Origin of the sequence: Thioalkalivibrio sp. ALJ15 (assembly GCF_000383695.1) — a bacterium.
In the GTDB taxonomy this organism is placed as follows: Bacteria; Pseudomonadota; Gammaproteobacteria; order Ectothiorhodospirales; family Ectothiorhodospiraceae; genus Thioalkalivibrio.
This window is the reverse complement of sequence record NZ_KB912056.1, coordinates 475,851-499,368: the sequence shown is the minus strand read 5'-3', so window position 1 is coordinate 499,368 and position 23,518 is coordinate 475,851. Positions and strand designations below refer to the sequence as shown.

The window sequence follows — 23,518 nt, the reverse complement described above, 5'->3', positions numbered from 1 at the left end:
TGGCTCCTTGTAGGTCAGGCCGCGCGGGTATCGCGCCTGGCGGCCATTCGCGCGATGCCCGCCGCATCCAGAATCAGGGCGACCTGACCATCCCCGAGGATGGTGGCGCCAGCGGTACCGGGGACCTTGCGGAAGTTGGTTTCCAGTGTCTTGATCACGACCTGCTGCTGGCCGAGCAGGTCATCCACCCGCAAGGCCACGCGCTGGTCGTCGGCCTCGGCTACCACCAGCAGGGCCGGGTCCGGCAGCGGGCTGGGCTCGGCGCGCCCGAACAGGGCGGCCAGGTCCACGATCGGGATGTACTCGTCGCGCAGCCGGTAGAGCGGCAGCTTGCCGAAGGCCTGCTGCACGCTGCCGGCCTGCGTCTGCAGCGACTCGACAATCGCGATCAGGGGGATCACGAAGGTCTCCTCGCCCACCTTCAGTAGCTGGCCGTCCATGATTGAGAGCGTCAGCGGCAGGCGGATGGTCAGGCGCGAGCCCTTACCGGGTTGAGACTCCAGCTCCACGTTGCCGCCGAGCCCGCGGATGTTCTTGCGGACCACGTCCATGCCAACGCCGCGCCCGGAGAGGTCGCTCACCTGGTCGGCGGTGGACAGCCCGGGCTCGAAGATCAGCTGCAGGACCTCGTGGCGTTCCAGGTGCTGATTCGGGCCGACCAGGCCGGCATCGCGCGCCTTGGCGAGGATGCGTTCGGCATCCATGCCCTTGCCGTCGTCGCGGATCTCGATGATCACGTTGCCGCCGCGATGGTAGGCCTCCAGCGTGACCTGGCCGGTCTCCGGCTTCCCGGCCGCGCGACGGGCCTCGGGCAGCTCGATGCCGTGGTCCACCGCATTGCGCACCAGGTGGACCAGCGGGTCGCCCAGGTGCTCCATCACGGTCTTGTCGATCTCGGTGTATTCACCCTTGAGCGTCAGCTCGATCTGCTTGCCGAGCTTGCCGGAGATGTCGTGCACCAGCCGCGGAAAGCGATTGAAGATCTGCGCGATCGGCACCATGCGGATGCCCATCACGCTCTCCTGCAACTCGCGGGTGTTGCGCTCCAGGTCGGCCAGGCCGGTGCGCAGGCGTTCGATCTGTGCCTCCACCTGCGACGGGTCGTCCTCCAGCTGCTCGCTGATATCGGTCAGCATGGACTGGGTGATCACCAGTTCGCCGACCATGTCGATCAGGGCGTCGATCTTGCCGGTATTGACGCGCATGGAGCTGGACTCGGCCCCCCGACTGGCGGCGGGCTGACGGGCGCCACCTTCGGCGGGCTCTCGCTCCCCGGTTGAGCTTTCCTCCACAACCGGCACGTCCTGGTCGCTGGGCGCGGAGGGGGATGGCAGCGGCTCAATGCTCAGGTCGCACTCATCCTCGACCCACTCGAAGACCTCGCGCAGCTGATCCTCGGTCGCGTCACCCTCCAATTCCAGGGTCCAGGCAAGGTAGCAGTCCTCCGGGTCGAAGCCCTCGGCGGTATCCGGCAGATCACCGGTCTCGCAGGTCACCCGCAGCGTGCCGAGCTCCTCCAGCACCTCGAACATACGCAGCGGGTCATTGCCGGTACGCATCAGGTCGCGGTGCGGCCGGAAGTGGATGCGCCAGCCCGAGCCGGCGCGCGACTCCCCACCGGCACTCCCGGGTGCCGGCTCGGCCGATGACGGCTCGCCCAGATGGGCCTCGATCAGGGTGCGCACCTCGGCCACCTCGGCCGGGTCCGCCTCGCCGCCGTCGCGCGCGGCCTCCAGCTGCGCGCGCAGGATGTCCACCGCGCGCAAAAGCAGGTTGACCGTGTCACGGTCGGCGGCCTGTTCGCCATTACGCAGGCGGTCGAGCAGGGTCTCCACGCCATGGGTGAATTCGGAGATCGCGGCAAAGCCGAAGGTCCCGGCCCCGCCCTTGATGGAGTGCGCGGAACGAAAGATGGTATTCAACGTCTCCGGATCGCCACCGCCCTCGAGCGCCAGCAGCTCGGTCTCCATGCGCTCCAGCCCCTCGAAGCTCTCCTCGAGAAAGGCGTCGACGAACTGGGCCATGTCGATGGACATGACTAGCGCAGCACCCGGTTCACGGTGTTCATCAGCTGGTCCGGGTCGAACGGCTTGACCAGCCAGCCAGTCGCGCCGGCCGCCTTGCCTTCCTGCTTCTTCTCCGGGCCGGCCTCGGTAGTCAGCACCAGGATCGGGGTGAACTTGTAGTCGCCGAGCTTGCGCAGCTCGCGCGTCATCTGCAGGCCGTCCATACCCGGCATGTTCACGTCGGTGATCACGAGATCCGCCTTCTGGCCCTGGGCCTTGCTCAGCCCATCATTGCCGTCGCGGCCTTCGGTGACCTCGTGGCCCGCCTGCTTGAGCGTGAATGCGACCATCTGGCGCATCGAGGCCGAGTCGTCCACCACCAGTACCTTCGCCATACGTTATGTCCTCAAATCGGGTCGTGAGTGGCAGGCGCGGCCTGCATCCGGGCATGGAGTTCAGCCAGACCCAGTGCGGCCAGCGCCTGTTCAAGGGTGTTGTTGCAGGACTCGTAGACCAGGGCCTGACCCTGGTGGCGAGCGGCCTGTTCTGCCATCAGCAGCATCTGGGCGCCCGCAGCGTCGACATCCCGCACACCCGCTGCCTCCAGCGCGACCGGCTGGCCTGCCTCGATCGCCCCTCGCAGGCTCTCCCAGCATTCACCCACCGTGTCGATGCGCAGCCTTTCCGGCAGCAGAACCTTGTTCATGTGCAGTACCCTTTGTGAGTGACGAAGCGACGGATCCCCATGCTCCGGACTCTTTTGTACAGGATCTGTACAAGAAAATACAGGGTCCCTGTAGAATACTTGTACGGCCTCCGAGTCGAAAACTTGAGAACCCGTTCTCAACAATCTGCTGGCAGCGTGGGGCCGCGCGGGCCTCTGCACGATTACCCGGATATTTTGCCGGGCACGCCGAAAGGCGAATGGGGATGGCGGTGAACACCCTTTTTCGGCGCGTGCTCGCGCTCCGCGGGTCGAACCAGGGTCGGGACCAGGCGACGCGCTGGCTGGCGCGCATGCCGGACAACTGCCAACCGCTCTGGGTGGGCAGCCATCCACCAGAAGGCGTGCCCCGTACCCGGCCGGCCCAGGCCGGCCACTGGCTGGGCCACGAGTGTGATGCAGTGGTGTTCGAGGCCACCACACCCCTTCCCGGTGATGCCCTTGCGATCGCCGCCGGGCTCCTGCGCGGTGGTGGGATTCTGCTGCTGCTGGACGAACCCGGCCACGGGGCCTGGTCCAGGCGCTGGCGCACAGCGCTGCGGGCGCCACTGGTGGAATGGGTCCAGGAAGGACCGGATCGCTGGCCACTCCCGCGTAGCGAGAGAACACCCTTTGAGTGGACGCCGGACCAGCAGGCGGCCCGCAGACTGCTGGATGCACTGGCACCCGGCGAATGCGGCGTCCTGACCGCAGCCCGCGGCCGCGGCAAATCGACCCTGCTGGGGGACTGGATGGCCGGATCCTCTCCGACCCCCACGCCCAGGGGCATGGCCCTGACAGCCCCGACCGAGGCGGCTGTCCAGGCGGTACACAAGGCCATACAAGCGCACCTGGGCCGTGTCCCCGAAGAGCTGCGCTACCACGCCCCTGCCGCGCTGGAGGCGGCGGCCGCCCAATCGGAAACCCTGGTGGTGGACGAGGCCGCCGCACTCCCGGTCGACCACCTCCTGCGGCTGGCACGGCGGGGGCAACGACTGGTGCTGGCGACTACGACGGGTGGCTTCGAGGGGAGCGGGCAGGGCTTTCGGCTGCGCGCCTTGCCCGCGCTGGAACAGGCGGGTCTTCGCATGCGCCACGCGCGCCTGGAGACGCCAGTGCGCTGGGAACCCGGCGACCCGCTGGAGCGCTGGATCGATGACCTGTTCCTGTTGGGGGCCCCCAGTGCCGCGCCAGAGCCGCAGGCGGTGCGATGGCACTGGAGCCATGCATCCGAGCTGGCGACGCAGCCCGGGCGACTGGAGGCCGTGGCCGGCCTGCTGGCCGATGCGCACTACCGCACCCGGCCCTCGGATCTGCAGCGCTGGCTGGACGACGCCGCCATCCACCTGCTGACGCTCGAGGGCATCCGCGACGGGGCCCTGTTCGGCGTGGTGCTGGTGGGCGTGGAACCGGGACTGGACGCCAGCATGGCCGAAGCGGTCTGGGCAGGAGAGCGCCGACCCCAGGGGCATTTTCTGCCCTGCGTGCTGGCAGCCCAGGGGGCGTTCGACCTGGCCCGGCACCCGGTCTGGCGCATCCAGCGCATCGCGGTGCATCCGCACTGGCAGGGTCGCGGGCTGGGACAGCGGCTGCTGCACCAGATCACCGAATGCGCTCGGGCCGAGGGTATCGGCATGGTCGGGGCCAGCTTTGGCCTGGATTCCGGCCTGCTCGGGCTGTGGAAACGCGGGGGCTTCGACCTGCTACGTGCCGGCCTGCGCCCGGATCCCTACAGCGGCCGCCCAGGGGGTGTAGTCCTGAAGGCGGTCGATGACACGCTCGCCGGGCCGATACGATGCCTGGCAGCCGCACAGGCCCGGGACTGGCCCGCATGGCGGGATCGTCTGTGGCCCCGGCACGAAACGGCCCTGGCACGGGCGCTGGAAGCCCTTTTTCCGGAGGCCGGACCTGATCCGGCGATGACAAAGGACTTGGCGGAGCTCAAGGCCTTCGCCGAGCGCGCCCGGCCACTGGAATGGGTACTCCCGGCCCTGGTCCGCCAGCTACGCGCGCAGCCGCCGACCGATACAGAAGGAACCGTGCTGGCCACCGCCCTGGAGCCACCGATCGACTGGGACGACCTGGCTGTCCGTCTGGGGGTCTCCGGACGCCGCGGCGTGGTACGGCGTTTGCGTCAGGCCGCGCAGGCCTGGCGCACCCGGGTCGAGTCCGGGGGGCAGCCCCCGGGCTGATCCAGCCGTCATCAGAGCCGGAACTGGGCCAGCGCCTGCTGGATCTCGCGCTCGACCTGCTTGAGCTCGTCGGAGGCCGCGCTGACCCGATCGGCGGTGTTGGCAGACTGATCGGCCCCGTCGGAGATCTGCACGATGTTGCGGTTGATGTCCTCGACCACGGTGCTCTGCTGACGCGCGGCAACCGCGATCTGATCGGTCATCTCCACGATCGTGGTCACCGACTGGCGGATCTGCTGCAGGGCCCCATTCACCTCGGCGGTGTGCTCCATGGTGGTCTCGGCCTCTTCCTGGCCGTGCTGCATCGCCTTCACCGCAGAGCCTGTGGCGGTCTGCAGACGCGAGATCATGCTCTCGATCTCGTCGGTGGACTCCTGCGTGCGGGTCGCCAGCTTGCGTACCTCGTCGGCCACCACGGCAAACCCGCGGCCATGTTCCCCGGCACGGGCGGCCTCGATCGCCGCGTTGAGGGCCAGCAGATTGGTCTGCTCGGCTACGCCGCGGATGACTTCAAGGATGGTGCCGATCTGTTTCGAGTCTTCACCCAGCTTGGCAACAGTGCCGGCGGCCTGCTCGACCGTGCCCAGCAGGGAGGACATGGACTCGATGTTCTTCTCCATCACGTCGGCGCCGTTGTTCACCGCACCGCTGGCCTCCTGTCCGGCCTGGGAGGTGGCATCGGTATTACGCGCGATCTCCTCGGCGCTGCTTTGCAGCTCGTTGATCGCCGTGGCGACGCGCTCGGTCTCGTCGCGCTGACGCGAGACCACCTCGCGGGCCTGATAGGCCTCCTGATTCAGGTTCTCGGTCGCACGGTTAAGGGTCTCGGTACCGCTACGGGCGTTACCGATCGCCTGCGCAATCTTGTCAGTGAAGCGGTTGAACGCACGCCCCAGCTGGGCGGTCTCCAACAGGCCGTTTTCGTCCAGGCGGCGGCTGAGGTCGCCATCACCGTCGGCGATCTCTTCCAGCGCCTCGGTCGAGTGGGCGAGCGCACGGCGCACCACCAGGATGATGAAGACTGCGCCGGCCACACCCAGGATCACGCCGATCAGCGCCAGCACGCCCTGCGTCACCTGGGTATTGCGCATGGTCGCGGTCAGCTCGGCGGCGGACACTTCAGCACGGCCGGTGATGCGCTCGGACAGCTGCTGCAGTTCATTACGTGCCTCGAAGATCACCGGGCCGACCTCGGTACGGATCAGGAATGCGTCCTGCAGGGCCTCCTCGCTGCCGTGGATACGAACGATGTCCTGGATCGCGCTATCCAGATCATTCAGGAGCCCTTCGAAGTCCTCGACCGCGATCTGCTGCTCGAAGTCGAGCTCGTCGTACTGTTCCAGCAACCGCGCCAGCACGTCGTGGGTCTGGCCGAGATACAGTCGCAGATTCTGCTCGAAGGAGTCATCACGAAACGCGATGAAACCGCGCAGGTTCGAGGTGATCTGCAAAAGGTTGGTGCGCAGGCTGTAGAAATCGCCGAGACGCTCGAACGAGCGCTGGAAGCGTGCCCGCGCCATCTCCTCGTCGATCATGGTGCTGGTCAGCTGGGTCATCTGCATGGTTGCCGGATTGGCACGCGAGTTGGCGACACCCTGGGCCGGCATGTTCTGGGCCACGTCCTCGGCCACTTCAATCAGACGGTCACGGTGCGCGGCAAAGCCATCAATGTTCGCGCGCACCTGTTCCGCAGAGGCACTCAGCTCATCCGAGCCCTGCACGACCGGATCGTTGACCAGGGCATCCATGGCGACGTCCAGCTCGTCCATCGCGTTCAGCCAGGCGTCGCGGTGGTCCTCTTCCTCGCTCATCAGGTAGAAGCCAAGGAAGGCGGCACTCTCCTGCAACAGCTGCTCCACCTCATTGACGCGCGCCACAGCCGGATAGTCGGACTGGGTCAGTTCGGCCACGCCCTGTCCGCCCACATTCAGGGCACGCAGCGCCAGCAGCGAATTGATGATCAGGATCGCGACGACCAGCCCAAAGCCGGCGATCAGCAGTCCCCGAATGGAGAGTTTGTCCAGCATGGTGTTGACTCCTTCCTCAGCGCCTTCTGCCGGGCGCATGCCATCACGTGCAAGCGGGTCTTCCGCTGCCTGTAGAGACGATTCATCCCCTGTTACGGCCGCATTCCCCTGAAGTTGAGCCCCGGCCGTTTTGAGAGTCACATCACACCGGATGACGCGGAAAGAGTCAGGGTGATTCCAGCGCCTCCCAGCGCTCGTAAGCCACCGCCAGGTCTCGTTCGACCTGTTCGAGCCGGGCCTGCAACTCGCGCACGCGCTCCCCATCGCGCAATACCTCTGGATCCGACAGGGCCTCGGCCAGCGACTGGTGCTCGTTTTCCAGCGCCTCGATCTGGCCTGGCAGGGCCTCCAGCTCGCGAGCCTCCTTGTAGGAGAGTTTGCGGGCGCGGGGCGGCGGTTCCGCGACCGCGGACGTCGGCTCGGAGCGGGCCTCGGGTGCGGCGGGCGCCTCCTGGGCTCCGGTATCCGCTTCGCGCGTGAGCAGGCGTTGCGTGACGCGTGCGGGCAGGTCCGACCAACCGCCGACGAATTCCTCGGCCGTGCCATCGCCGGGCAGCACCAGCGTGCTGGTCGCAACGTTGTCGAGGAACGCGCGGTCGTGGCTGACCACGATCACCGTGCCGGTGTACTCGATCAGAAGCTGTTCCAGCAGCTCGAGGGTCTCGACATCCAGGTCGTTGGTGGGCTCGTCGAGTACCAGCAAATTGGCCGGGCGCAGAAACAGCTTGGCCAGCAGCAACCGGTTGCGCTCGCCACCGGACAGGGCCGATACGGGCTGGCGCGCGCGTTCCGGCGGGAACAGGAAATCCCCGAGATAGCTCAGCACATGTCGGGTCTCGCCATTCACGGTGACGCGGTCACGGCCCTCGCCGACCGCATCCTGCACGGTGGTCGTCTCGTCGAGACGCGCCCGTGCCTGGTCGAAATAGGCGATCTCGAGCTGGGTGCCCAGCTTGACCGTTCCGGAAAGTGGCTCCACCTGGCCCAGCAGCCCGCGCAGCAGCGTGGTCTTGCCGGCGCCATTGGGGCCGATGATGCCCAGGGCGTCGCCACGCTGGAGCAGCAGGTTCACGTCGCGCACCACCGGCGTGTCGCCGTAGCCGAAGTCCGCATGCTCCGCCTCGATCACCAAACGGCCGGAACGCTGCTCGGGGGACAGCTGCATGCGTACCTGTCCCCCCAGCTCGCGTCGTTCGGCGCGCTTCTTGCGCAGGGCCTGCAGGGCGCGCACCCGCCCCTCGTTGCGGGTACGCCGGGCCTTGATGCCCTGGCGGATCCAGGTCTCCTCCTGCGCCAGCTTGCGATCGAACTCGGCGCGCTGACGCGCCTCGACCTCCAGGCGCTCGGCCTGGCGCGTGCGGAAGGCCTCGATCGAGGGCGGGTGTTCGTACACCTGGCCACGATCCAGCTCCAGGATGCGAGTGGCGACCTGTTCCATGAACTGGCGGTCATGGCTGATGAACACCACCGTGAGCCCGCTCCCGCGCAGGAACTCCTCCAGCCAGCGGATCGCAGCCACATCCAGGTGGTTGGTCGGCTCGTCCAGCAGCAACAGCTGCGGCTCGCGCACCAGCTCGCGCGCCAGCCAGACGCGACGCTTGAGCCCGCCGGAGAGCGCAGCGAATCCGGCCTCGGGGTCGAGCTCCAGGCGCGAAAGCGTCGTTTCGACCCGGTTTTGCAGACTCCAGCCGTCGATCGCCTCCAGCCGGGCCTGGACCGGGCCCATCTTCTCCAGGGCCTCGGCGTCACCACTGGCGGCGGCCTGGCTCAGGTGGTGAAAACGCTCCAGCAGTTGCCCGGCCTCGCCCAGCCCCTCGGCGACCACATCGAACACCGTGCCCTCGACCCCGGGCGGCAGCTCCTGGGTCAGGTATGCGGTCGCCAGGCCGTCCTGGCGGACCACCTCGCCCGAGTCCGGCTGGATTGCACCCGCAATCACCTTGAGCAAGGTCGACTTGCCCTCGCCGTTACGCCCGGCTACCGCCACGCGTTCGCCGGGCTCCAGGCTCAGATTCAGGCCATCCAGCAACGGCGCCATGCCATAGGCCAGGTGGATATCGCGCAGGGTCAGCAGAGCCATCGAGATCGAGAGGAATCCAGTTGGGGAACCCGGCAAACGCCGGGCAGAAGGGGTTCAGGGGGAATCGTGAACCAGGGAGTGCGACCAGGGAAACAAATGTTTCCCTAGACGTTCAGGCCCTTGACCACCAGCACCGGGCAGTCAGCACCGCCAATCACGCGCTCGGACACCGAACCCATCAGCAGACGCTTGAGGCCGGTACGTCCGTGGCTGCCCACGACGATCAGGTCGCGATTGTCGCGCCGCGCCACGTCAATCAGGGTGACCTCGGCGCGGCCTTCCTCGAAGGTCGCGTCCGCCTGAAGGCCCTGCTCCCGGGCCTCGCCCTGCAGGCGCTGGATCGCATCGACGCCCTCCTGGCGGCGTTCGTCACTCTGGCCGGGCACGGCGACCGAGGCGATGGTGATCGGCAGCTGACAATAGCCGGCCAGTTCGATCGCCGCACGCGCCGCCTGATCGCCCAGTTCGGAGCCATCGGTCCCGACCAGCAGCCCCCGGTGCGGCGCCTGCGCGCCACGCGGAACGACCATGACGTTACACGGCGCCGTGCCCACCACCTTGCGCGTCGCGTCGCCGACCATCAGACGCGCGAGATCGTTGCGGTCGCGGCGCCCGATCACGATCAGGCCGGCCTTGTACTCCTCGGCGATCTTGACGATCTCCTGATGCCGGTCCACTCCGTGGCGCAGGATGGGCAGGGCATCGAGGCCCTGCTCGCGCGCCTTTTTCTCGAGCACGTCCAGGTCGCCCTGCGCGGTCACGCTCGCATCGTGGCTGCGCCGGGGCGACAGTGCGTCGTGCTGCGTATCGGTAGGAATGATACGCGCGAGGATGAGCCGGGCCCCGCAACGCTGGGCCAGATCCAGGCCGACAGCCTCGGCCGACTCGCTGAACTCGGAGCCGTCAGTCGCGAGCACGATCGTCTCGAAACGGCAAAGCGGGGCATCGGACATGGGGCGTCTCCCTGACAGTTTTCGACCAGCATAACCGACCGGCCGGCGCACGACAGCCAGCGTCTCGCGAAAGGTCCGAACGGCCCGCTTTTTGCGTCCAACCGCCCGGGATGAAATAATCGCGCGCTTTCAAGGGGAAGCACCGGCGACGCCTCCCACGCCACTGGCCACCGGCCAGGGCCACTCGCCAGCCCCCTCAGCCCCGGCTCTGCACCGTCCGGTGCGGGTCTTCAGGATACGAAATCGATACATGGAAAACCTTACGCTGACCACCGAGATGATCGTGGTGCTCGCGCTACTGGCGTTCACCATCTTCCTGTTTGTGACGGAGGTCATCCGTGTGGACCTGGCTGCCATCTCGGTGATGGTGCTGCTCGGCCTGCTGACGCTGGTGCCCGGGCTCGGGCTGCTGGTCGCGCAGGACGAACTGTTCAGCGGTTTTGCCTCCAATGCGGTGATCGCGATCATCGCGGTGATGATCATCGGCGCCGGTCTCGACAAGACCGGCGTGATGCACAAGGTGGCCGCCTTCATCATGCGCGTGGGCGGCACCACCGAGAAGAGCATCATCCCGACGGTCTCCGGCACCGTCGGCGTCATCTCGAGCTTCATGCAGAACATCGGCGCCGCCGCGCTGTTCATGCCGGTGATGAGCCGGATCTCCAGCCGCCTCGGGATCCCGCTGTCGCGCCTGCTGATGCCGATGGGCTTCGCCGCGATCGTCGGCGGCACCATCACCCTGGTCGGTTCCAGCCCGCTGATCCTGCTGAATGACCTGCTGCCGTCGAACATGGAGCCCTTCCAGCTGTTCGACGTCACCCCGATCGGCCTCGCGCTGCTGGCCACTACCATCGTCTACTTCGTGGTGCTGGGCCGTTTCGTACTGCCTTCGGTCAAGTCCAAGTCCGCGCAGCGCGAGAGTGCACAGGAGTATTTCCAGCGGGTATACGGCCTGTCCTACGAGATCCACGAAGTATTCGTTCCCGAGAAGGACCCGCTGGTGGGCCGCACCGTGGCCGAGATCGAACGCGAGACCGGGATCGCCATCGTCGGCACCTACGTGCGCGACGAGCTGCGCATGGCCCCCTGGACCGGCTACGAGATCCAGGCCAACTCGCACCTGGCGGTGCTCGCCAGCCCCGCGCGCATGGAAAAGCTGTGCGAGGGCACGCGCAAGCGCCCCACCACGCGCCTGGACGTGTTTGCGAACGCGCTGGACACCAGCCGCTCGGGGGTCGCCGAGGTCGCCATCGCGCCTGGCTCCAACCTCGCCGGCAAGACCGTGACCGAACTGGCCATGCGCCAGACCTACGGCCTGTCGGTGATGCGCATCCAGCGCGGCAGCGAGACCTTCGGCGAGGGCCTGCGTGACATCCCGCTGGAGATCGGCGACATCCTGGTTGTGCACTGCACCTGGGAGTCGCTGGCGCGCCTGGACAAGGATCGCGACTTTGTCGTGATTACCTCCGACTACCCGCGCGAGGAGCTGCGCCCCTCCAAGGTCCCGCATGCGCTGTTCTTCCTGGCGCTGACGGTGGGCTTGATCCTGTTCACCGACCTGATGCTGTCGGTCGCGCTGCTGACCGGCGCGCTGGGCATGATCCTGACCGGCGTGATCAGCCTCGACGACGCCTATCGCTCGGTGAGCTGGAAGACGGTGTTCCTGCTGGCCTCACTAATACCGCTGGGGATGGCGGTGGAGAACACGGGCACCGCCGCGTGGATTGCGCAGAACACGCTGGAACTGCTGGGGACCGTCCCGCCCTGGGTGCTGCAGGCGACGATCTTCGCGCTGGCCACGTTCTTTACGCTGGTCATGTCCAATGTCGGTGCGACCGTGCTGCTGGTGCCGCTGGCGATCAACTTCGCGATCGCCGCCCAGGCCGCGGGGATGGACGCCGACCCGCGCGTGTTCGCGCTGACCGTGGCGATCGCCACCTCGAATTCCTTCCTGATCCCGACCCACCAGGTGAACGCCCTGATCATGGGCCCCGGCGGCTACCGGGTGAAGGACTACATGAAGGCCGGCGGCATCATGACGCTGCTGTTCGGTATCGTGGCCATGCTGATGCTCAATCTCATTTTCTAAACTCGTCCGTACACTATTCGTCGCAAGAAGCTATGCAAGGAGAAACCCCATGTCGCAAAAACATCCCGTGATCGCGGTCACCGGCTCCTCGGGAGCCGGCACCTCCACCGTGAAGCGCTCGTTCGAGTCGATCTTCCGTCGTGAGCAGATCAACCCGGTCGTCATCGAGGGCGACAGCTTCCATCGCTATGACCGCAAGGCGATGAAGGAGGCCATGAAGAAGGCCGCCGACGAAGGCAATCAGCACTTCTCGCATTTCGGCCCCGAGGCCAACCTGTTCGATCGCATCGAGGATCTGTTCAAGACCTACGGCGAGACGGGCCAGGGCCAGAAGCGCTACTACCTGCACTCCGACGAGGAAGCGGCCGCCCATAACGAGCGTCTCGGCACCAACCTTGGACCGGGCGAATTCACCCCCTGGGAAGAGATCCAGCCGGGCACCGACCTGATGTTCTACGAAGGCCTGCACGGCCTGGTCGTGAACGGTGAAGTAAATGCCGCGCAGCACGTGGACCTGGGCATCGGCGTGGTGCCGATCGTGAACCTCGAGTGGATCCAGAAGATCTTCCGCGACAACGCCGAGCGCGGCTATTCCGCCGAGGCCATTGTGGACACGATCCTGCGCCGTATGCCGGATTACGTGAACTACATCACCCCGCAGTTCGGCCACACCGACATCAACTTCCAGCGCGTGCCGACGGTGGACACCTCCAACCCGTTCATCGCCCGGGACATCCCCACCCCCGACGAGAGCATGGTGGTAATCCGCTTCAGAGAGCCGAAGAAGTTCGGCGTGGACTTCCCCTACCTGCTGAACATGCTGCCCGACTCCTTCATGTCCCGGCCGAACACCATCGTGGTGCCCGGCGGCAAGATGAGCTTCGCGATGGAGGTCATCCTCGCGCCGATCATCCACGACATGCTGTCGCGTCGCGGCTGAGCACAAGCGCTCCGGAAGTTCCCCTAGCCCCGCTCCGGCGGGGCTTTTTTGTGGCGACAGGTGTTTGGGCTAGCATTCCGACGATCCCACCTGGACTCATGGAGTTGCCGTGTTCGGACTGTTCGGGCCACGCCCTGCGCAACAGATGGAACGCTTTCGCAGCCGCTATACCGGCCGCTCGCTAATCGTGCACCAGGGCTTCGAGGGCGACTGGCTGGAGGAACTGCTCAAGCAGCCCGGCGGCGGCGGGCACTTCCGCATCGACAGCCGCCGCCTGCCGACCCGGCGCGCCACGCCGATCGAGTGGCTGGTACAGACCCATGTGCTGCCCCTGGCGCTGCCCCAGCCGCTGTATCTGGACATCCGCGAGGACGCGATCCTCGCGCGGCACCTGATGCGGGGCGAACGGGCGGTCCACCCCTCCGAGATCGCCTGGTTTCTGGAGGAGCTGGACACCCGCCACCATGCCCGCCTGGAGTTCACAGAAAACGACCAGATGACCATCCGGCGCGGCATCCCCGAAACCGACAACGAGGCCCTCAGCATGCTGGAACAGCTAGGGAAGCACTGATCAATGTACACACTCGCGTTGGTACCCCAGGTTTTCCGAGACAAGGCGCGCCGTGCAGCGGGTAGTGGTTCTACCCGCAAGCGGCGCAACGCAGGATCGGGGAACCTGGGGTGCCAACCCCGAAGGGGCTCGGCCGCTTTTGCATGCGCACGGCGTTGCGGCTCCCTTGTGCAGAATGACTGCACGGCAGTCACCGCGCCTTGTTCGCACGCAAAAGCGACTCGAGCGCGAGCGTGTACATTGATCAGTGTTTCCCTAGGGCTGTAATGGAGTCCTGAACGTTGATGGAACGCTTTGTCAGTACCGCCGCCAGCGGCAATGATCCGCGCACCCTCGCCGCCGAACTGATCCAGGGGCTGGGCACGCTGCCGCCCCGGGATCCGGAGACCGTGCGCGTGGGCTTTATCTACGTCTCCGACGCGCTGAGCCGCAATGCCCGCCTGGTCATGGACACGCTGCGCAAGGCACTAGGGGTGGACCATTTCGTCGGCGGCATGGGCATGGCCGTGATCGGGCCAGACCGCGAATTCTACGAAGACCCGGCGATTACCCTGATGATCGGCGACCTGCCGGCCGGTTCCGCGCGCGTGATTCAGCGTCCGGTCCACAGCCTGGACGAGCTGAAGCAGGCCCTGGACGGCTTCCTCGACCCCGCCACCCCGGGGCGCCTGCTGCTGAACGCCGATCCACGCACGGAGGGTGTCGAGGCCGTGCTGACCGAAATTGGCGACCAGACCGCCTGGTTCGCCACCGGCGGCATACACTCCGGCGAGAATGGGGCCGGGCAGATCGCCGATGGTGTGGTCGCCTCGGGCATCACCGGGCTCGCGCTGCGCGACGATGTCGCGATCGCCGCACGCCACAGCCAGGGCTGCACCCCGCTGCCCGGCCAGCACGAGCTGACCGAGACCTGGCGCAACATCATCGTGCAGCTGGATGGTCAGCGAGCACTGCCGGCATTCAAGGGCATCATCGGCGACGTCCTGTCGCGCGACCTGGAGCGGGCACTGGGCTACATCCTGGTCGGCTTCCCGATCGCCGGCTCGGACACCGGCGACTACCGGGTCCGCAATATCATCGGCGTGGACCTCGATCAGCAGGTGCTCGCGGTCGGCGAACTGCTGGAGCCCGGGCAGAAGATCCTGTTCGTACGCCGCGACGGCCAGGCCGCTCGCGACGACCTCGAGCGCATGCTGGAGCAGATTCGCGCCCAGGCCCCGAACGGGATCCGCGGGGCGATCTATGTCTCCTGCATCGGACGCGGGCGCCACCAGTTCGGCCAGGAGGGCGCGGAACTGGCAATCGTGCAGCAGGGTCTGGGGGATGTACCCCTGATCGGCTTTTTCGCCAATGGCGAGATCTTCGCCAACCGCCTGTACGGCTACACCGGGGTCCTTACCCTATTCACCTGAACCAAGGGACTGGCATGCAATACCGCAAACTGGGACGCACCGATATCGAGGTCAGCCTGATCGGCCTGGGCACCATGACCTGGGGCGAGCAGAACACCGAGGCCGAGGCACACGAGCAGCTGGACTACGCGCTCGACCAGGGCGTGAACCTGATCGATGCGGCCGAGATGTACCCGGTCCCGCCGCGCGAGGAGACTCAGGGGCTGACCGAGACCTACATCGGCAACTGGCTGGCGAAGCGCGGCAACCGCGACCGCGTGGTGCTGGCCAGCAAGGTCGCCGGCCCCGGGATGATCGACTACCTCCGCGGTGGCCCGCAGCTGAACCGCGAACACATCGAGCAGGCCCTGAACGACAGCCTCCGGCGCCTGCAGACCGACTACCTGGACCTCTACCAGGTCCACTGGCCGGCGCGCGCCACCAACTTCTTTGGCCAGCTCGGCTACGTTCACAAGCCGGACGAGAGCGCGACCTCGATCGAAGAGACCGCGGCGGCGCTGAAGGCCGTGGTCGAGAGCGGCCGCGTGCGCGCCATCGGCATCTCCAACGAGACCCCGTGGGGGTTCATGGAGTGGATACGCGCCCATGACCGCGGCCTGTCCGAGCGCATCGTCTCCATCCAGAACCCCTACAACCTGCTCAACCGCAGCTTCGAGGCGGGGCTGGCGGAGATGGCCATCCGCGAGGACGCCGGCCTGCTGGCCTATTCGCCGCTGGCCTTCGGCATGCTCTCCGGCAAGTACCTGGACGGGGCAAAGCCCGCGGGGGCGCGCCTGACGCTGTTCGAGCGCTTCCAGCGCTACAGCAACGAATCCGGCCTGGCCGCGACCGCGGAGTACGCGCGCCTGGCCCGCGAACACGGCCTGACCCCGTCACAGCTGGCGCTGGCCTTCATCAACCAGCAGCCCTTCGTGACCAGCAACCTGATCGGGGCAACCACGATGGAGCAGCTGCGCGAGAACATCGCCACCGTCAACATCACCCTGTCCGATGCCGTGCTGGAGGCCATCGAGGCCATCCACGCCCGCTATACCTACCCCTGTCCGTAGGACCACCGCCGGTGCACCTGATCGATACGCATGTCCACCTGGACCTGGACGCGTTCGATCCGGATCGCCCGGCGGTGCTGGACCGCGCCCGCGCCGCCGGGGTTCAGGAACTCGTCCTGCCCGGCGTCACCCGCGCACGCTGGCCGGACCTCGACGCCTTGTACCGCCAGCACGCGGGTCTGCATGTCGCCTACGGCCTGCACCCGACCTTTCTGCAGGCGCATGCGGACGCGGACCTTGACGCCCTGGAGGCCTGGCTGGATACGCACCCGGAGACCATCGCGGTCGGCGAGATCGGGCTCGATGGCTATCAAGAGGGGCTCGACTGGGACCGCCAGTGGCGCTTCTACACGCGGCAGCTGGCCATCGCGCGGGAGCGCGACCTGCCGGTGATCATCCACAGCCGGCGCGCGCTGGACGCAGTGCTGAAAGGCCTGCGCCAGCAGCCCGGCGTGACCGGGATCCTGCATGCCTTTATCGGCTCGCCGCAGCAGGCCCGACAAGCGGCGGATCTCGGCTGCTGTCTGGGCATCGGCGGGCCGGTGACCTACGAACGGGCGAAACGACTGCACCGCGTGGTGCGCGAGGCCCCGCTGGAGGCGCTGGTCGTGGAGACCGATGCCCCGGACCAGCCACTGGCCGGGCACCAGGGCGAGCGCAACGAACCGATGATGACCGCCGAGGTGAACCGCCATCTGGCCCGCCTGCGGGACATCGACCCGGCCGAGATGGCTATAATCACGTCACAAAATGCACGCCGGGTCCTCCGGCTCCCGAACGACCCGGATCCATGAGCACGCCCCACAATCCCTACAGCGAACGCACCGACCTCCTGCTGGGTCCCGACGTCACCGCCGGCCTGCGCGACCGGCATGTATTCATCGCCGGGCTGGGCGGGGTCGGGAGTTTTGCCGCCGAGGCGATCGCACGCGCCGGGGTCGGACGCATGACGCTGGTGGATCACGATGTGGTCGCCGCCTCCAACCTGAACCGCCAGCTGGTCGCACTGCGCTCCACCGTGGACCAGCCCAAGACCGCGGTGATGGAGGCACGCATCCGCGATATCGACCCGGAGATCGAACTGAACATCCAGCGCGAGTTCCTGCGTCCGGACAGCATTGCCGACCTGGTGCCGGAAGACGCCGACTTCGTGCTCGACGCAATCGACTCCATCGCCTGCAAGGCGGCGCTGGTCGCCGGGGCCCAGCGCCGCGGCCAGGCGGTGATCTCGAGCATGGGGGCCGGCGGGCGCATCGACCCCACGGCCGTACGGGTCGGCCCGCTGGAGTCCACCCGCGTCTGCCCGCTGGCGCGGCAGATGCGCAAGAACCTGCGCCGCATGGACGCGCGGCTCGACTACCCCGTGGTGTTCTCGATCGAGCAGCCGCGCAAGGGCACCGAACACCGGCCGGTCGAGGGCGGCCGGCCACGCTCGGTCAACGGCACGATCTCCTACCTGCCCGCGATCTTCGGCCTGACCGCCGCCGGCCACGTGATCCAGACCCTGATCGCCCGCGCCTGACTCGCCCAGCCCCGTCATTGCGAGGCGCAAAGCGCCGCGGCAATCGCCGAGGAGCTCCCCCAGCGGTCCTGCTATTCGTCGAACACGGCCTCGATGCGGGCCTGGATGTGCTGGTCGGCGTCGGGGCCGTACTGCGTGCCGGCCGGGTCGAAGCGGTCGCAGAAGGCGTAGGCGAACTTCAGGTCCTTCACGCCCAGGGCGCCGAACAGGCGCGCCTCGAAGGAATGATCGTCCGGCGTCTGGATCAGCGTGGGCCAGCCATCCGCCCCCGGCGCCAGCGCGGGCCCGAAGAACACGACGCCCGGCAGGTTCTTCAGCCGCAGGGCACAGGTGCCCTCGGTCACCCCGGCCATCGGCAGGAAATCGATGGTGCGCGACAGGCGCTGCTTGCGGTTGAAGGCGATGTCGATCTCGCCGCCGGCCGCACGGATTGCCGGTGCCTCGGCCTCGAACGCCAGGGTCTCCAGCCCAGCCGCCCGCCAGGCATCCAGGTCCTGCGCGCCATGGCGACTGGGCAAAAACAGGTAGGCGGGCTTTGTGATCGCCCGAATCGCCTCCAGCAGGGATTCGGAATACGCCGGGGCGTTGACCAGCACGCCCCCCAGCTCGCGGTCGTCGATCAGCCAGACGGTCGGGTCCGAGGCGCCCACGCGGTAGATGCTGCGGTCACGCAATTCGACCAGCGGGGCACTGATCAGCGGTTCACTGCCCATGCGGCTCCTCCGACGGCGATTTCGCGGGACGCGGCTCGATCTCGGCCATGGTGGTCTCGATCCATTCTTCGGCTTCGCTTAGTACCTCGACGGGCTTGCGCCCGGCGGTCTCGACTGGCGGGCCGACCACCACCTCGATGGTGCCGGGGTAGCGCCGGAGGCCCTTTTTCGGCCAGAAGCTCCCGCTGTTCAGCGCCACCGGCAGCACCGGGTATCCGGTGCGTGCCGCCAGTATTGCGCCGCCCTGGCGGTAGCGCCCGTGCTCGCCCGGTGCCACGCGCGTCCCCTCGGGAAAGACGATCACCCAGCGGCCCTGGTCCAGGCGCTGCTGACCCTCCGCGACCAGGTTCTCCAGCGCCTGACGCCCGGCCTCGCGGTCGATCGGGACCGGGTCCAGCATGGACAGGGTCCAGCCGAACAGGGGGATGCGCATCAGCTCGCGCTTGAGCACCCAGGTCTGCATCGGAAAGATCGCCACATAGGCGACCGTCTCCCACGCGGACTGGTGCTTGGAGAGCACCACATGCGGCCGCGAGGGGTCGATGTGCTCGGCACCGCGCACCCGGTAGTCCAGCCCGCAGGTGATGCGCAGCCACCAGACGTTGAAGCGCCCCCACTGGGTCAGGACGCGATAGCGCGCCGGGCGCGTAAGCGGCCAGATCAGCGGCGGGACCAGCAGGCCGAACACCAGCGTGGAGCCGATAAACCCCAGTTGGAACAGGAGGCCTCGGATCAGGGGGAGCATGCGGCGGCGCTATCCCGTGGCCAGGCGGCCGATGTCGGCCACGGTCTCGAACGCGCGGCGCAGTTCGCGCAGCAGCGCCAGGCGGTTGCGCCGCTCGGCGGCATCCTCGGCCATCACCATCACCTGGTCGAAGAAGGTGTCGACACGATCACGCAGGCCCGCCAGCTCGCCCAGTGCGTGCAGGTAGTCGCCATCGGCCACCGCCTGCTCGACGCCGGGACGCACCGCCTGCAGACCCTGGTAGAGCTGGCGCTCCTCGTCCAGCGCCAGGGCCTCGGGGTCGAGGTCGGCCTCGGCCTCCTCGCCGGCCTTGCGCAGCAGGTTGTGGATGCGCTTGTTCGCCGCGGCCAGGGCCTCGGCCTCCGGGCGCTCGCGGAACAGGCTGACCGCGCGCACGCGGCGGACGAAGTCCAGCGGGGTATCGGGCACGACCGCGGCCACCGCCTCGATGGTCTCGTGCGTCTGGCCCTGCTCCAGCAGGTAGCCGCGCAGGCGCTCTAGGATGTACTCGCGCACCGGTTCCACCGCCTGGTCGGCCTCCGGCACCCGTTCGCGGATCGGCTCGGCCGCGGCTTGCAGCAGCGGGGTCAGGGCCAGCGGCAGTTCGCGCTCGACCAGGATGCGCACCAGCCCCAGCGCGGCGCGGCGCAGGGCGAACGGGTCCTTGGTACCGGTGGGCTGCTTGCCGATCGCGAAGATCCCGACCAGCGTATCCAGCCGATCCGCCAGCGCCAGTGCCTGGGCCAGCGGGACATCCGGCAGCTCGGAGCCGGACTGGCGCGGCCAGTAGTGCTGTTCGATCGCGGCCGCGACCGCTTCGTCCTCGCGGTCGTGCAGGGCGTAGTAGCGGCCCATCGTGCCCTGCAGCTCGGTGAACTCGAACACCATCTGAGTCACGAGATCGCACTTGGCCAGGCGCGCGGCGCGCGCGGCCAGCCCGGCATCCAGCCCCATCAGGCCGGCCAGGCGCTGCATCAGGGCCTCCAGACGCACGGACTTGTCGCGCAGCGTGCCCAAGCGCTTCTCGAATACCACCGAGTCCAGCGCGTCCAGCCGCTCCTCCAGGCGCTTCTTGCGGTCCTGCTGCCAGAAGAATTCGGCATCGGCGAAGCGCGGGCGCAGGACGCGCTCGTTGCCGTCGCGCACCGCGTGCGGGTCGCGCGACTCGATGTTGCTGATCACGATGAAGTGCGGCTGCATGCGCCCGGCCTCGTCGACCACCGGGAAGTATTTCTGGTTGTCCTGCATGGTAGAGATCAGCGCCTCCTGCGGGACATCCAGGAAACGCGGATCGAAACCGCCGGTCAGGGCCACCGGCCACTCCACCAGCGCGGTCACCTCGTCCAGCAGGTCGGCATCGACCAGTGCGCGCCCGCCCAGGGCCTTGGCCTGCTCGTGCACCTGCGCCAGGATGTTCTCGCGCCGCGCCTCGAACGACGGCTCGACAAAGCCGGGGCTGCGCAGCCGCTCGGCGTAGTCGTTGCCGCGCTTCAGCTCCAGCGCACCGGGCTGGTGGAAGCGGTGACCATGCGTGGCCCGCCCGGCGGTCTGCTCCAGCACCGTCATCTCCAGCACCTCGGTCCCGTGCAGGACGACCAGCCAGTGCGCGGGGCGCACGAACTCGGTGCGGCTGCTGCCCCAGCGCATGCGCTTGGGCGTGGGCAGGGCCTCCAGCGCGGCCTCCAGCATCTCCGGCAGCAGCTCGCCGAGGGCGCGGCCCGGCTGCATCTGGCGGAAGACCAGGTATTCGCCCTTGTCGGTGGTCTCGCGTTCCAGGCGCTCGACCTCCACTCCGCAGGAGCGGGCAAAGCCCAGCACCGCCTTGGTCGGCTCGCCGGCGGCGTCGAAGGCGGCGGCCACGGCCGGGCCGCGGCGCTCCTGGAGCTGGTCGGGCTGGCGCGCGGGCACATCGGGGAACAGCACGGCCAGCCGCCGCGGGGTGGCGAAGGCCTCGGGCGCGCCCGGTTCCAGCCCGGCCTCGCGCAGGCGCGTGGCCAGGCCCTCGGCCAGGGCGTCACGCAGGCGCGGCAGGGCGGTGGGGGGCAGCTCCTCGGTGCCCAGTTCGATCAGGAGTTCGCGGGCTTCAGCCATGTCGGGTCCGTGTCGGGTCCATCGCAACCGCGCGCCAGGGCGCGGTCTGGAAATTGGGTTCAGGCGGCGTCGGGCTTGTTCGTATCGTCGTCGGCGCACAGCGGGAAGCCCAGGGCCTCGCGCGACTCGTAGTACTTCTGGGCGACGTTTCGCGACAGCTCGCGCACGCGCAGGATGTAGCGCTGGCGCTCGGTGACCGAGATCGCGCCGCGGGCATCCAGCAGGTTGAAGCTGTGGGAGGCGCGCAGCATCTGCTCGTAGGCCGGCAGCGGCAGGCCCAGCTCGATCATGCGGTCGCTCTCGTTTGCGTGCTGGTCGAAGGCGGCGAACAGGGCATCGCGATCGGCATGCTCGAAGTTGTAGGTGGACTGCTCCACCTCGTTCTGGTGATAGACGTCGCCATAGGTCACCGGGCGGCCGTCGGGCCCGACGGTCCAGACCAGATCGAATACGCTCTCCACCCCCTGCAGGTACATCGCCAGGCGTTCCAGCCCGTAGGTGATCTCGCCGGAGACCGGGTGGCAGTCCAGCCCGCCGACCTGCTGGAAGTAGGTGAACTGGGTGACCTCCATGCCGTTCAGCCAGACCTCCCAGCCCAGGCCCCAGGCACCGAGGGTCGGGGACTCCCAGTTGTCCTCGACGAAGCGCACATCATGGGTGAGCGTGTCGAAGCCCAGGGCCTCCAGGGAGCCCAGGTAGAGATCCTGGATGTCCGGCGGCGACGGCTTCAGCAACACCTGGAACTGGTAGTAGTGCTGCAGGCGGTTGGGGTTGTCGCCATAGCGACCGTCGGTGGGACGGCGGCTGGGCTGCACGTAGGCCGCGCGCCACGGCTCCGGCCCGATGGAGCGCAGGAAGGTCGCCGGATGGAAGGTGCCGGCCCCCATCTCCATGTCGTAGGGCTGCAGGACCACGCAGCCGTGGTCATTCCAGTAGTCCTGCAAGCGACGGATCAGGTCCTGGAAGGTGGGGCTGCTGCTGGACGGGGTGCGTTCGTGCGCCATGCGGAATCCCGGGTCAGGGCAAAGCGGACAGTATATCGGCCGGGCTCCGGCTGCGGCCACCGCTGAAGGCAGTGCAAGCGTCTTGCATGTGGCGGAGGCACGCCCATACTGAGGGCCTGACCCTGTTCGGGAGGGATGTCCTGAGCGACCCCCGCGCCAACTCCGAGGCCACGATCTCGCCCGAAAACGGCCGGCGCTACCGTGCCACGCGCCGGGTAACGGTCGTGGGTGCGGTGGTGAATGCCTTTCTTGCCCTGGCACAGCTGCTGAGCGGATGGCTGCTGAACTCGCAGGCGCTGATCGCCGACGGCGTGCACACCCTGTCGGACCTGATCACCGATGGTGTGGTGCTGTTCGCCGCTGGCAAGGCCGCGGCCTCGCCCGATCATGACCACCCCTACGGACACGGGCGTATCGAGACCCTGGCCACCGTGGTCGTCGGTGTGTTCCTCGCACTGGCCGGCCTCGGGATCGCCTGGGCCGCCGGACAGCGGCTGATGGATACCAACGCCGCGACCGCAGGGCCGGCGCCGGCCGCGCTCGCCTTTGCGGTGCTGACGCTGGTGGCCAAGGAGGGGCTCTATCAGTACACCCACCGTGTGGCGAAACGGATCGGCTCGCGGATGCTGGATGCGAACGCCTGGCATCACCGCACGGATGCGATCTCCTCGCTGTTCGTGCTGGTCGGGGTCGGGGCCGCGGTGGCGGGCTTCCCGTGGGCGGATGCCCTGGCGGCGCTGATCGTTGCCCTGTTCATCCTGCATATCGCCGGGCGCCTGATCGTGCGCAGCGCGGCCGAACTGATTGACACGGCACTGGATCCGGAGGATGTCGCGCACATCCACCGCACGATCATGGAAGTGCCCGGGGTAAAGGACGCGCACATGCTGCGTACGCGGCGGCACGGCAACGACGTGGTCGCCGATGTGCATATCCAGGTGGCCCCGATGATTTCGGTGTCCGAGGGACACCGGATTGCCGATGCGGTGTACGGGGCCGTCACCCAGCGCCACGAGCGGCTGCGCGATTTTACGGTCCATGTAGATCCGGAAAACGACGAAGATCAGGCTCGAAGCTCGAACCTGCCCCTGCGTCCGGAGATCGCCGAAGCGGTGCGCGAGGCCTGGGCCGACACCCCGGAACTGGATCGCCTGGAGCAGCTTTCCATGCACTATCTGAACGGGCGCATCCACCTGACCCTGACGCTGCGCCTTGACGGGGCATGCACGCCCGCGGACCTGAACGCGCGGGGCGAGGGCCTGTCACAGTCGCTGCAGGGCCATCCGCGCCTGAAGGACCGGCTGGGTGAGGTGAAGATCCTCTATCGCCCATGCACCACTGGCGTGCAACAAAAGACTTGATGCACTACTGTGGTGCCGATGGCGCACGGATATTGTGCAGCCCGCCGCGTGGTACGGGCC

At 67.7% G+C, this 23,518-nt stretch carries 18 protein-coding genes and 2 pseudogenes; 9 read left to right on the top strand and 11 right to left on the bottom strand.

Going from position 1 to position 23,518, the window contains the following annotated elements; genetic code table 11:
• Positions 1-14 precede the first annotated feature (14 nt).
• From G015_RS14460 to G015_RS0102355, 4 genes and pseudogenes are all read right to left on the bottom strand, one after another.
• Positions 15-1,226: pseudogene (locus tag G015_RS14460) on the bottom strand (chemotaxis protein CheA); the annotation flags it as partial.
• A gap of 92 nt (positions 1,227-1,318) precedes the next feature.
• A pseudogene (locus tag G015_RS14455) lies at positions 1,319-2,036 on the bottom strand (Hpt domain-containing protein); the annotation flags it as partial.
• 2 nt (positions 2,037-2,038) lie between these two features.
• Positions 2,039-2,401, bottom strand: a complete 363-nt coding sequence (locus G015_RS0102360) for a response regulator (RefSeq protein WP_018139564.1) — start codon at positions 2,399-2,401, stop codon at positions 2,039-2,041.
• Positions 2,402-2,412: 11 nt separating this feature from the next.
• A complete protein-coding gene (locus G015_RS0102355) occupies positions 2,413-2,712 on the bottom strand; it encodes an STAS domain-containing protein (RefSeq protein ID WP_018139565.1) in 300 nt (99 codons plus the stop codon).
• A gap of 224 nt (positions 2,713-2,936) precedes the next feature.
• On the opposite strand from G015_RS0102355, the gene G015_RS0102350 reads away from it, so the two are divergent.
• A complete protein-coding gene (locus G015_RS0102350) occupies positions 2,937-4,901 on the top strand; it encodes a GNAT family N-acetyltransferase (RefSeq protein ID WP_028490874.1) in 1,965 nt (654 codons plus the stop codon).
• Between the two features lie 11 nt (positions 4,902-4,912).
• Here G015_RS0102350 and G015_RS0102345 read toward each other — a convergent pair whose 3' ends face one another.
• The 3 genes from G015_RS0102345 to G015_RS0102335 form a co-directional block, all read right to left on the bottom strand.
• On the bottom strand, positions 4,913-6,928 hold the full coding sequence (locus tag G015_RS0102345) for a methyl-accepting chemotaxis protein (protein ID WP_020146088.1): 2,016 nt from the start codon (positions 6,926-6,928) through the stop codon (positions 4,913-4,915).
• Positions 6,929-7,094: 166 nt separating this feature from the next.
• A complete protein-coding gene (locus G015_RS0102340) occupies positions 7,095-9,008 on the bottom strand; it encodes an ATP-binding cassette domain-containing protein (RefSeq protein WP_020146087.1) in 1,914 nt (637 codons plus the stop codon).
• Between the two features lie 104 nt (positions 9,009-9,112).
• Positions 9,113-9,961, bottom strand: coding sequence for a universal stress protein (locus tag G015_RS0102335; protein ID WP_018175057.1), 849 nt, complete (start codon positions 9,959-9,961; stop codon positions 9,113-9,115).
• Positions 9,962-10,211: 250 nt separating this feature from the next.
• On the opposite strand from G015_RS0102335, the gene G015_RS0102330 reads away from it, so the two are divergent.
• The 7 genes from G015_RS0102330 (at position 10,212) to G015_RS0102300 (ending at position 17,544) form a co-directional block, all read left to right on the top strand.
• A complete protein-coding gene (locus G015_RS0102330; RefSeq protein WP_018137576.1) occupies positions 10,212-12,050 on the top strand; it encodes an SLC13 family permease in 1,839 nt (612 codons plus the stop codon).
• A 49-nt stretch (positions 12,051-12,099) separates the two neighbouring features.
• A complete protein-coding gene (locus G015_RS0102325) occupies positions 12,100-12,990 on the top strand; it encodes a phosphoribulokinase (protein ID WP_019023466.1) in 891 nt (296 codons plus the stop codon).
• A 109-nt stretch (positions 12,991-13,099) separates the two neighbouring features.
• The gene (locus G015_RS0102320) at positions 13,100-13,561 is read left to right on the top strand and encodes a hypothetical protein (protein WP_020146086.1); all 462 of its coding nucleotides are present in this window, start codon (positions 13,100-13,102) and stop codon (positions 13,559-13,561) included.
• Positions 13,562-13,845: 284 nt separating this feature from the next.
• Entirely contained in the window at positions 13,846-14,973 is a 1,128-nt protein-coding gene (locus G015_RS0102315; protein WP_018993348.1) for an FIST C-terminal domain-containing protein, read from the top strand.
• 14 nt (positions 14,974-14,987) lie between these two features.
• Positions 14,988-16,022: an NADP(H)-dependent aldo-keto reductase gene (locus G015_RS0102310; RefSeq protein ID WP_018139718.1), complete on the top strand. Its 1,035-nt coding sequence runs from the start codon at positions 14,988-14,990 to the stop codon at positions 16,020-16,022.
• A gap of 11 nt (positions 16,023-16,033) precedes the next feature.
• Complete coding sequence (locus G015_RS0102305; RefSeq protein ID WP_018993349.1) at positions 16,034-16,816, top strand: TatD family hydrolase; 783 nt, start codon at positions 16,034-16,036, stop codon at positions 16,814-16,816.
• Positions 16,813-17,544: a ThiF family adenylyltransferase gene (locus tag G015_RS0102300; protein WP_018139720.1), complete on the top strand. Its 732-nt coding sequence runs from the start codon at positions 16,813-16,815 to the stop codon at positions 17,542-17,544. Before G015_RS0102305 ends, G015_RS0102300 begins: the two co-directional genes overlap by 4 nt.
• Before the next feature lie 71 nt (positions 17,545-17,615).
• Here the strand turns inward: G015_RS0102300 and G015_RS0102295 are convergent, their stop codons facing one another.
• The 4 genes from G015_RS0102295 to glyQ are packed head-to-tail and all read right to left on the bottom strand — an operon-like array spanning position 17,616 to position 22,097.
• Positions 17,616-18,257: a hypothetical protein gene (locus G015_RS0102295; RefSeq protein ID WP_018139721.1), complete on the bottom strand. Its 642-nt coding sequence runs from the start codon at positions 18,255-18,257 to the stop codon at positions 17,616-17,618.
• Positions 18,247-19,002: a 1-acyl-sn-glycerol-3-phosphate acyltransferase gene (locus G015_RS0102290; protein WP_018139722.1), complete on the bottom strand. Its 756-nt coding sequence runs from the start codon at positions 19,000-19,002 to the stop codon at positions 18,247-18,249. The genes G015_RS0102295 and G015_RS0102290 overlap by 11 nt, the downstream gene beginning before the upstream one ends.
• 9 nt (positions 19,003-19,011) lie before the next feature.
• A complete protein-coding gene (gene glyS, locus G015_RS0102285) occupies positions 19,012-21,093 on the bottom strand; it encodes a glycine--tRNA ligase subunit beta (protein WP_020146085.1) in 2,082 nt (693 codons plus the stop codon).
• Between the two features lie 59 nt (positions 21,094-21,152).
• Positions 21,153-22,097, bottom strand: coding sequence for a glycine--tRNA ligase subunit alpha (glyQ, locus tag G015_RS0102280; RefSeq protein ID WP_018867665.1), 945 nt, complete (start codon positions 22,095-22,097; stop codon positions 21,153-21,155).
• Positions 22,098-22,183: 86 nt separating this feature from the next.
• Between glyQ and G015_RS0102275 the strand changes: the two genes are divergently transcribed.
• A complete protein-coding gene (locus G015_RS0102275; RefSeq protein ID WP_020146084.1) occupies positions 22,184-23,458 on the top strand; it encodes a cation diffusion facilitator family transporter in 1,275 nt (424 codons plus the stop codon).
• The last annotated feature ends 60 nt before the right edge of the window (positions 23,459-23,518 follow it).

Excerpts from the sequence above, each read along its gene's own strand:
- G015_RS0102275 (WP_020146084.1), top strand. The coding sequence starts at position 22,184 with ATGTGGCGGAGGCACGCCCATACTGAGGGCCTGACCCTGTTCGGGAGG.
- G015_RS0102290 (WP_018139722.1), bottom strand. The coding sequence starts at position 19,002 with ATGCTCCCCCTGATCCGAGGCCTCCTGTTCCAACTGGGGTTTATCGGC.
- G015_RS0102330 (WP_018137576.1), top strand. The coding sequence starts at position 10,212 with ATGGAAAACCTTACGCTGACCACCGAGATGATCGTGGTGCTCGCGCTA.
- G015_RS0102325 (WP_019023466.1), top strand. The coding sequence starts at position 12,100 with ATGTCGCAAAAACATCCCGTGATCGCGGTCACCGGCTCCTCGGGAGCC.
- G015_RS0102300 (WP_018139720.1), top strand. The coding sequence starts at position 16,813 with ATGAGCACGCCCCACAATCCCTACAGCGAACGCACCGACCTCCTGCTG.
- glyQ (WP_018867665.1), bottom strand. The coding sequence starts at position 22,097 with ATGGCGCACGAACGCACCCCGTCCAGCAGCAGCCCCACCTTCCAGGAC.
- G015_RS0102315 (WP_018993348.1), top strand. The coding sequence starts at position 13,846 with ATGGAACGCTTTGTCAGTACCGCCGCCAGCGGCAATGATCCGCGCACC.
- G015_RS0102340 (WP_020146087.1), bottom strand. The coding sequence starts at position 9,008 with ATGGCTCTGCTGACCCTGCGCGATATCCACCTGGCCTATGGCATGGCG.
- G015_RS0102335 (WP_018175057.1), bottom strand. The coding sequence starts at position 9,961 with ATGTCCGATGCCCCGCTTTGCCGTTTCGAGACGATCGTGCTCGCGACT.
- G015_RS0102355 (WP_018139565.1), bottom strand. The coding sequence starts at position 2,712 with ATGAACAAGGTTCTGCTGCCGGAAAGGCTGCGCATCGACACGGTGGGT.
- G015_RS0102350 (WP_028490874.1), top strand. The coding sequence starts at position 2,937 with ATGGCGGTGAACACCCTTTTTCGGCGCGTGCTCGCGCTCCGCGGGTCG.
- G015_RS0102310 (WP_018139718.1), top strand. The coding sequence starts at position 14,988 with ATGCAATACCGCAAACTGGGACGCACCGATATCGAGGTCAGCCTGATC.
- G015_RS0102360 (WP_018139564.1), bottom strand. The coding sequence starts at position 2,401 with ATGGCGAAGGTACTGGTGGTGGACGACTCGGCCTCGATGCGCCAGATG.
- G015_RS0102345 (WP_020146088.1), bottom strand. The coding sequence starts at position 6,928 with ATGCTGGACAAACTCTCCATTCGGGGACTGCTGATCGCCGGCTTTGGG.
- G015_RS0102295 (WP_018139721.1), bottom strand. The coding sequence starts at position 18,257 with ATGGGCAGTGAACCGCTGATCAGTGCCCCGCTGGTCGAATTGCGTGAC.
- glyS (WP_020146085.1), bottom strand. The coding sequence starts at position 21,093 with ATGGCTGAAGCCCGCGAACTCCTGATCGAACTGGGCACCGAGGAGCTG.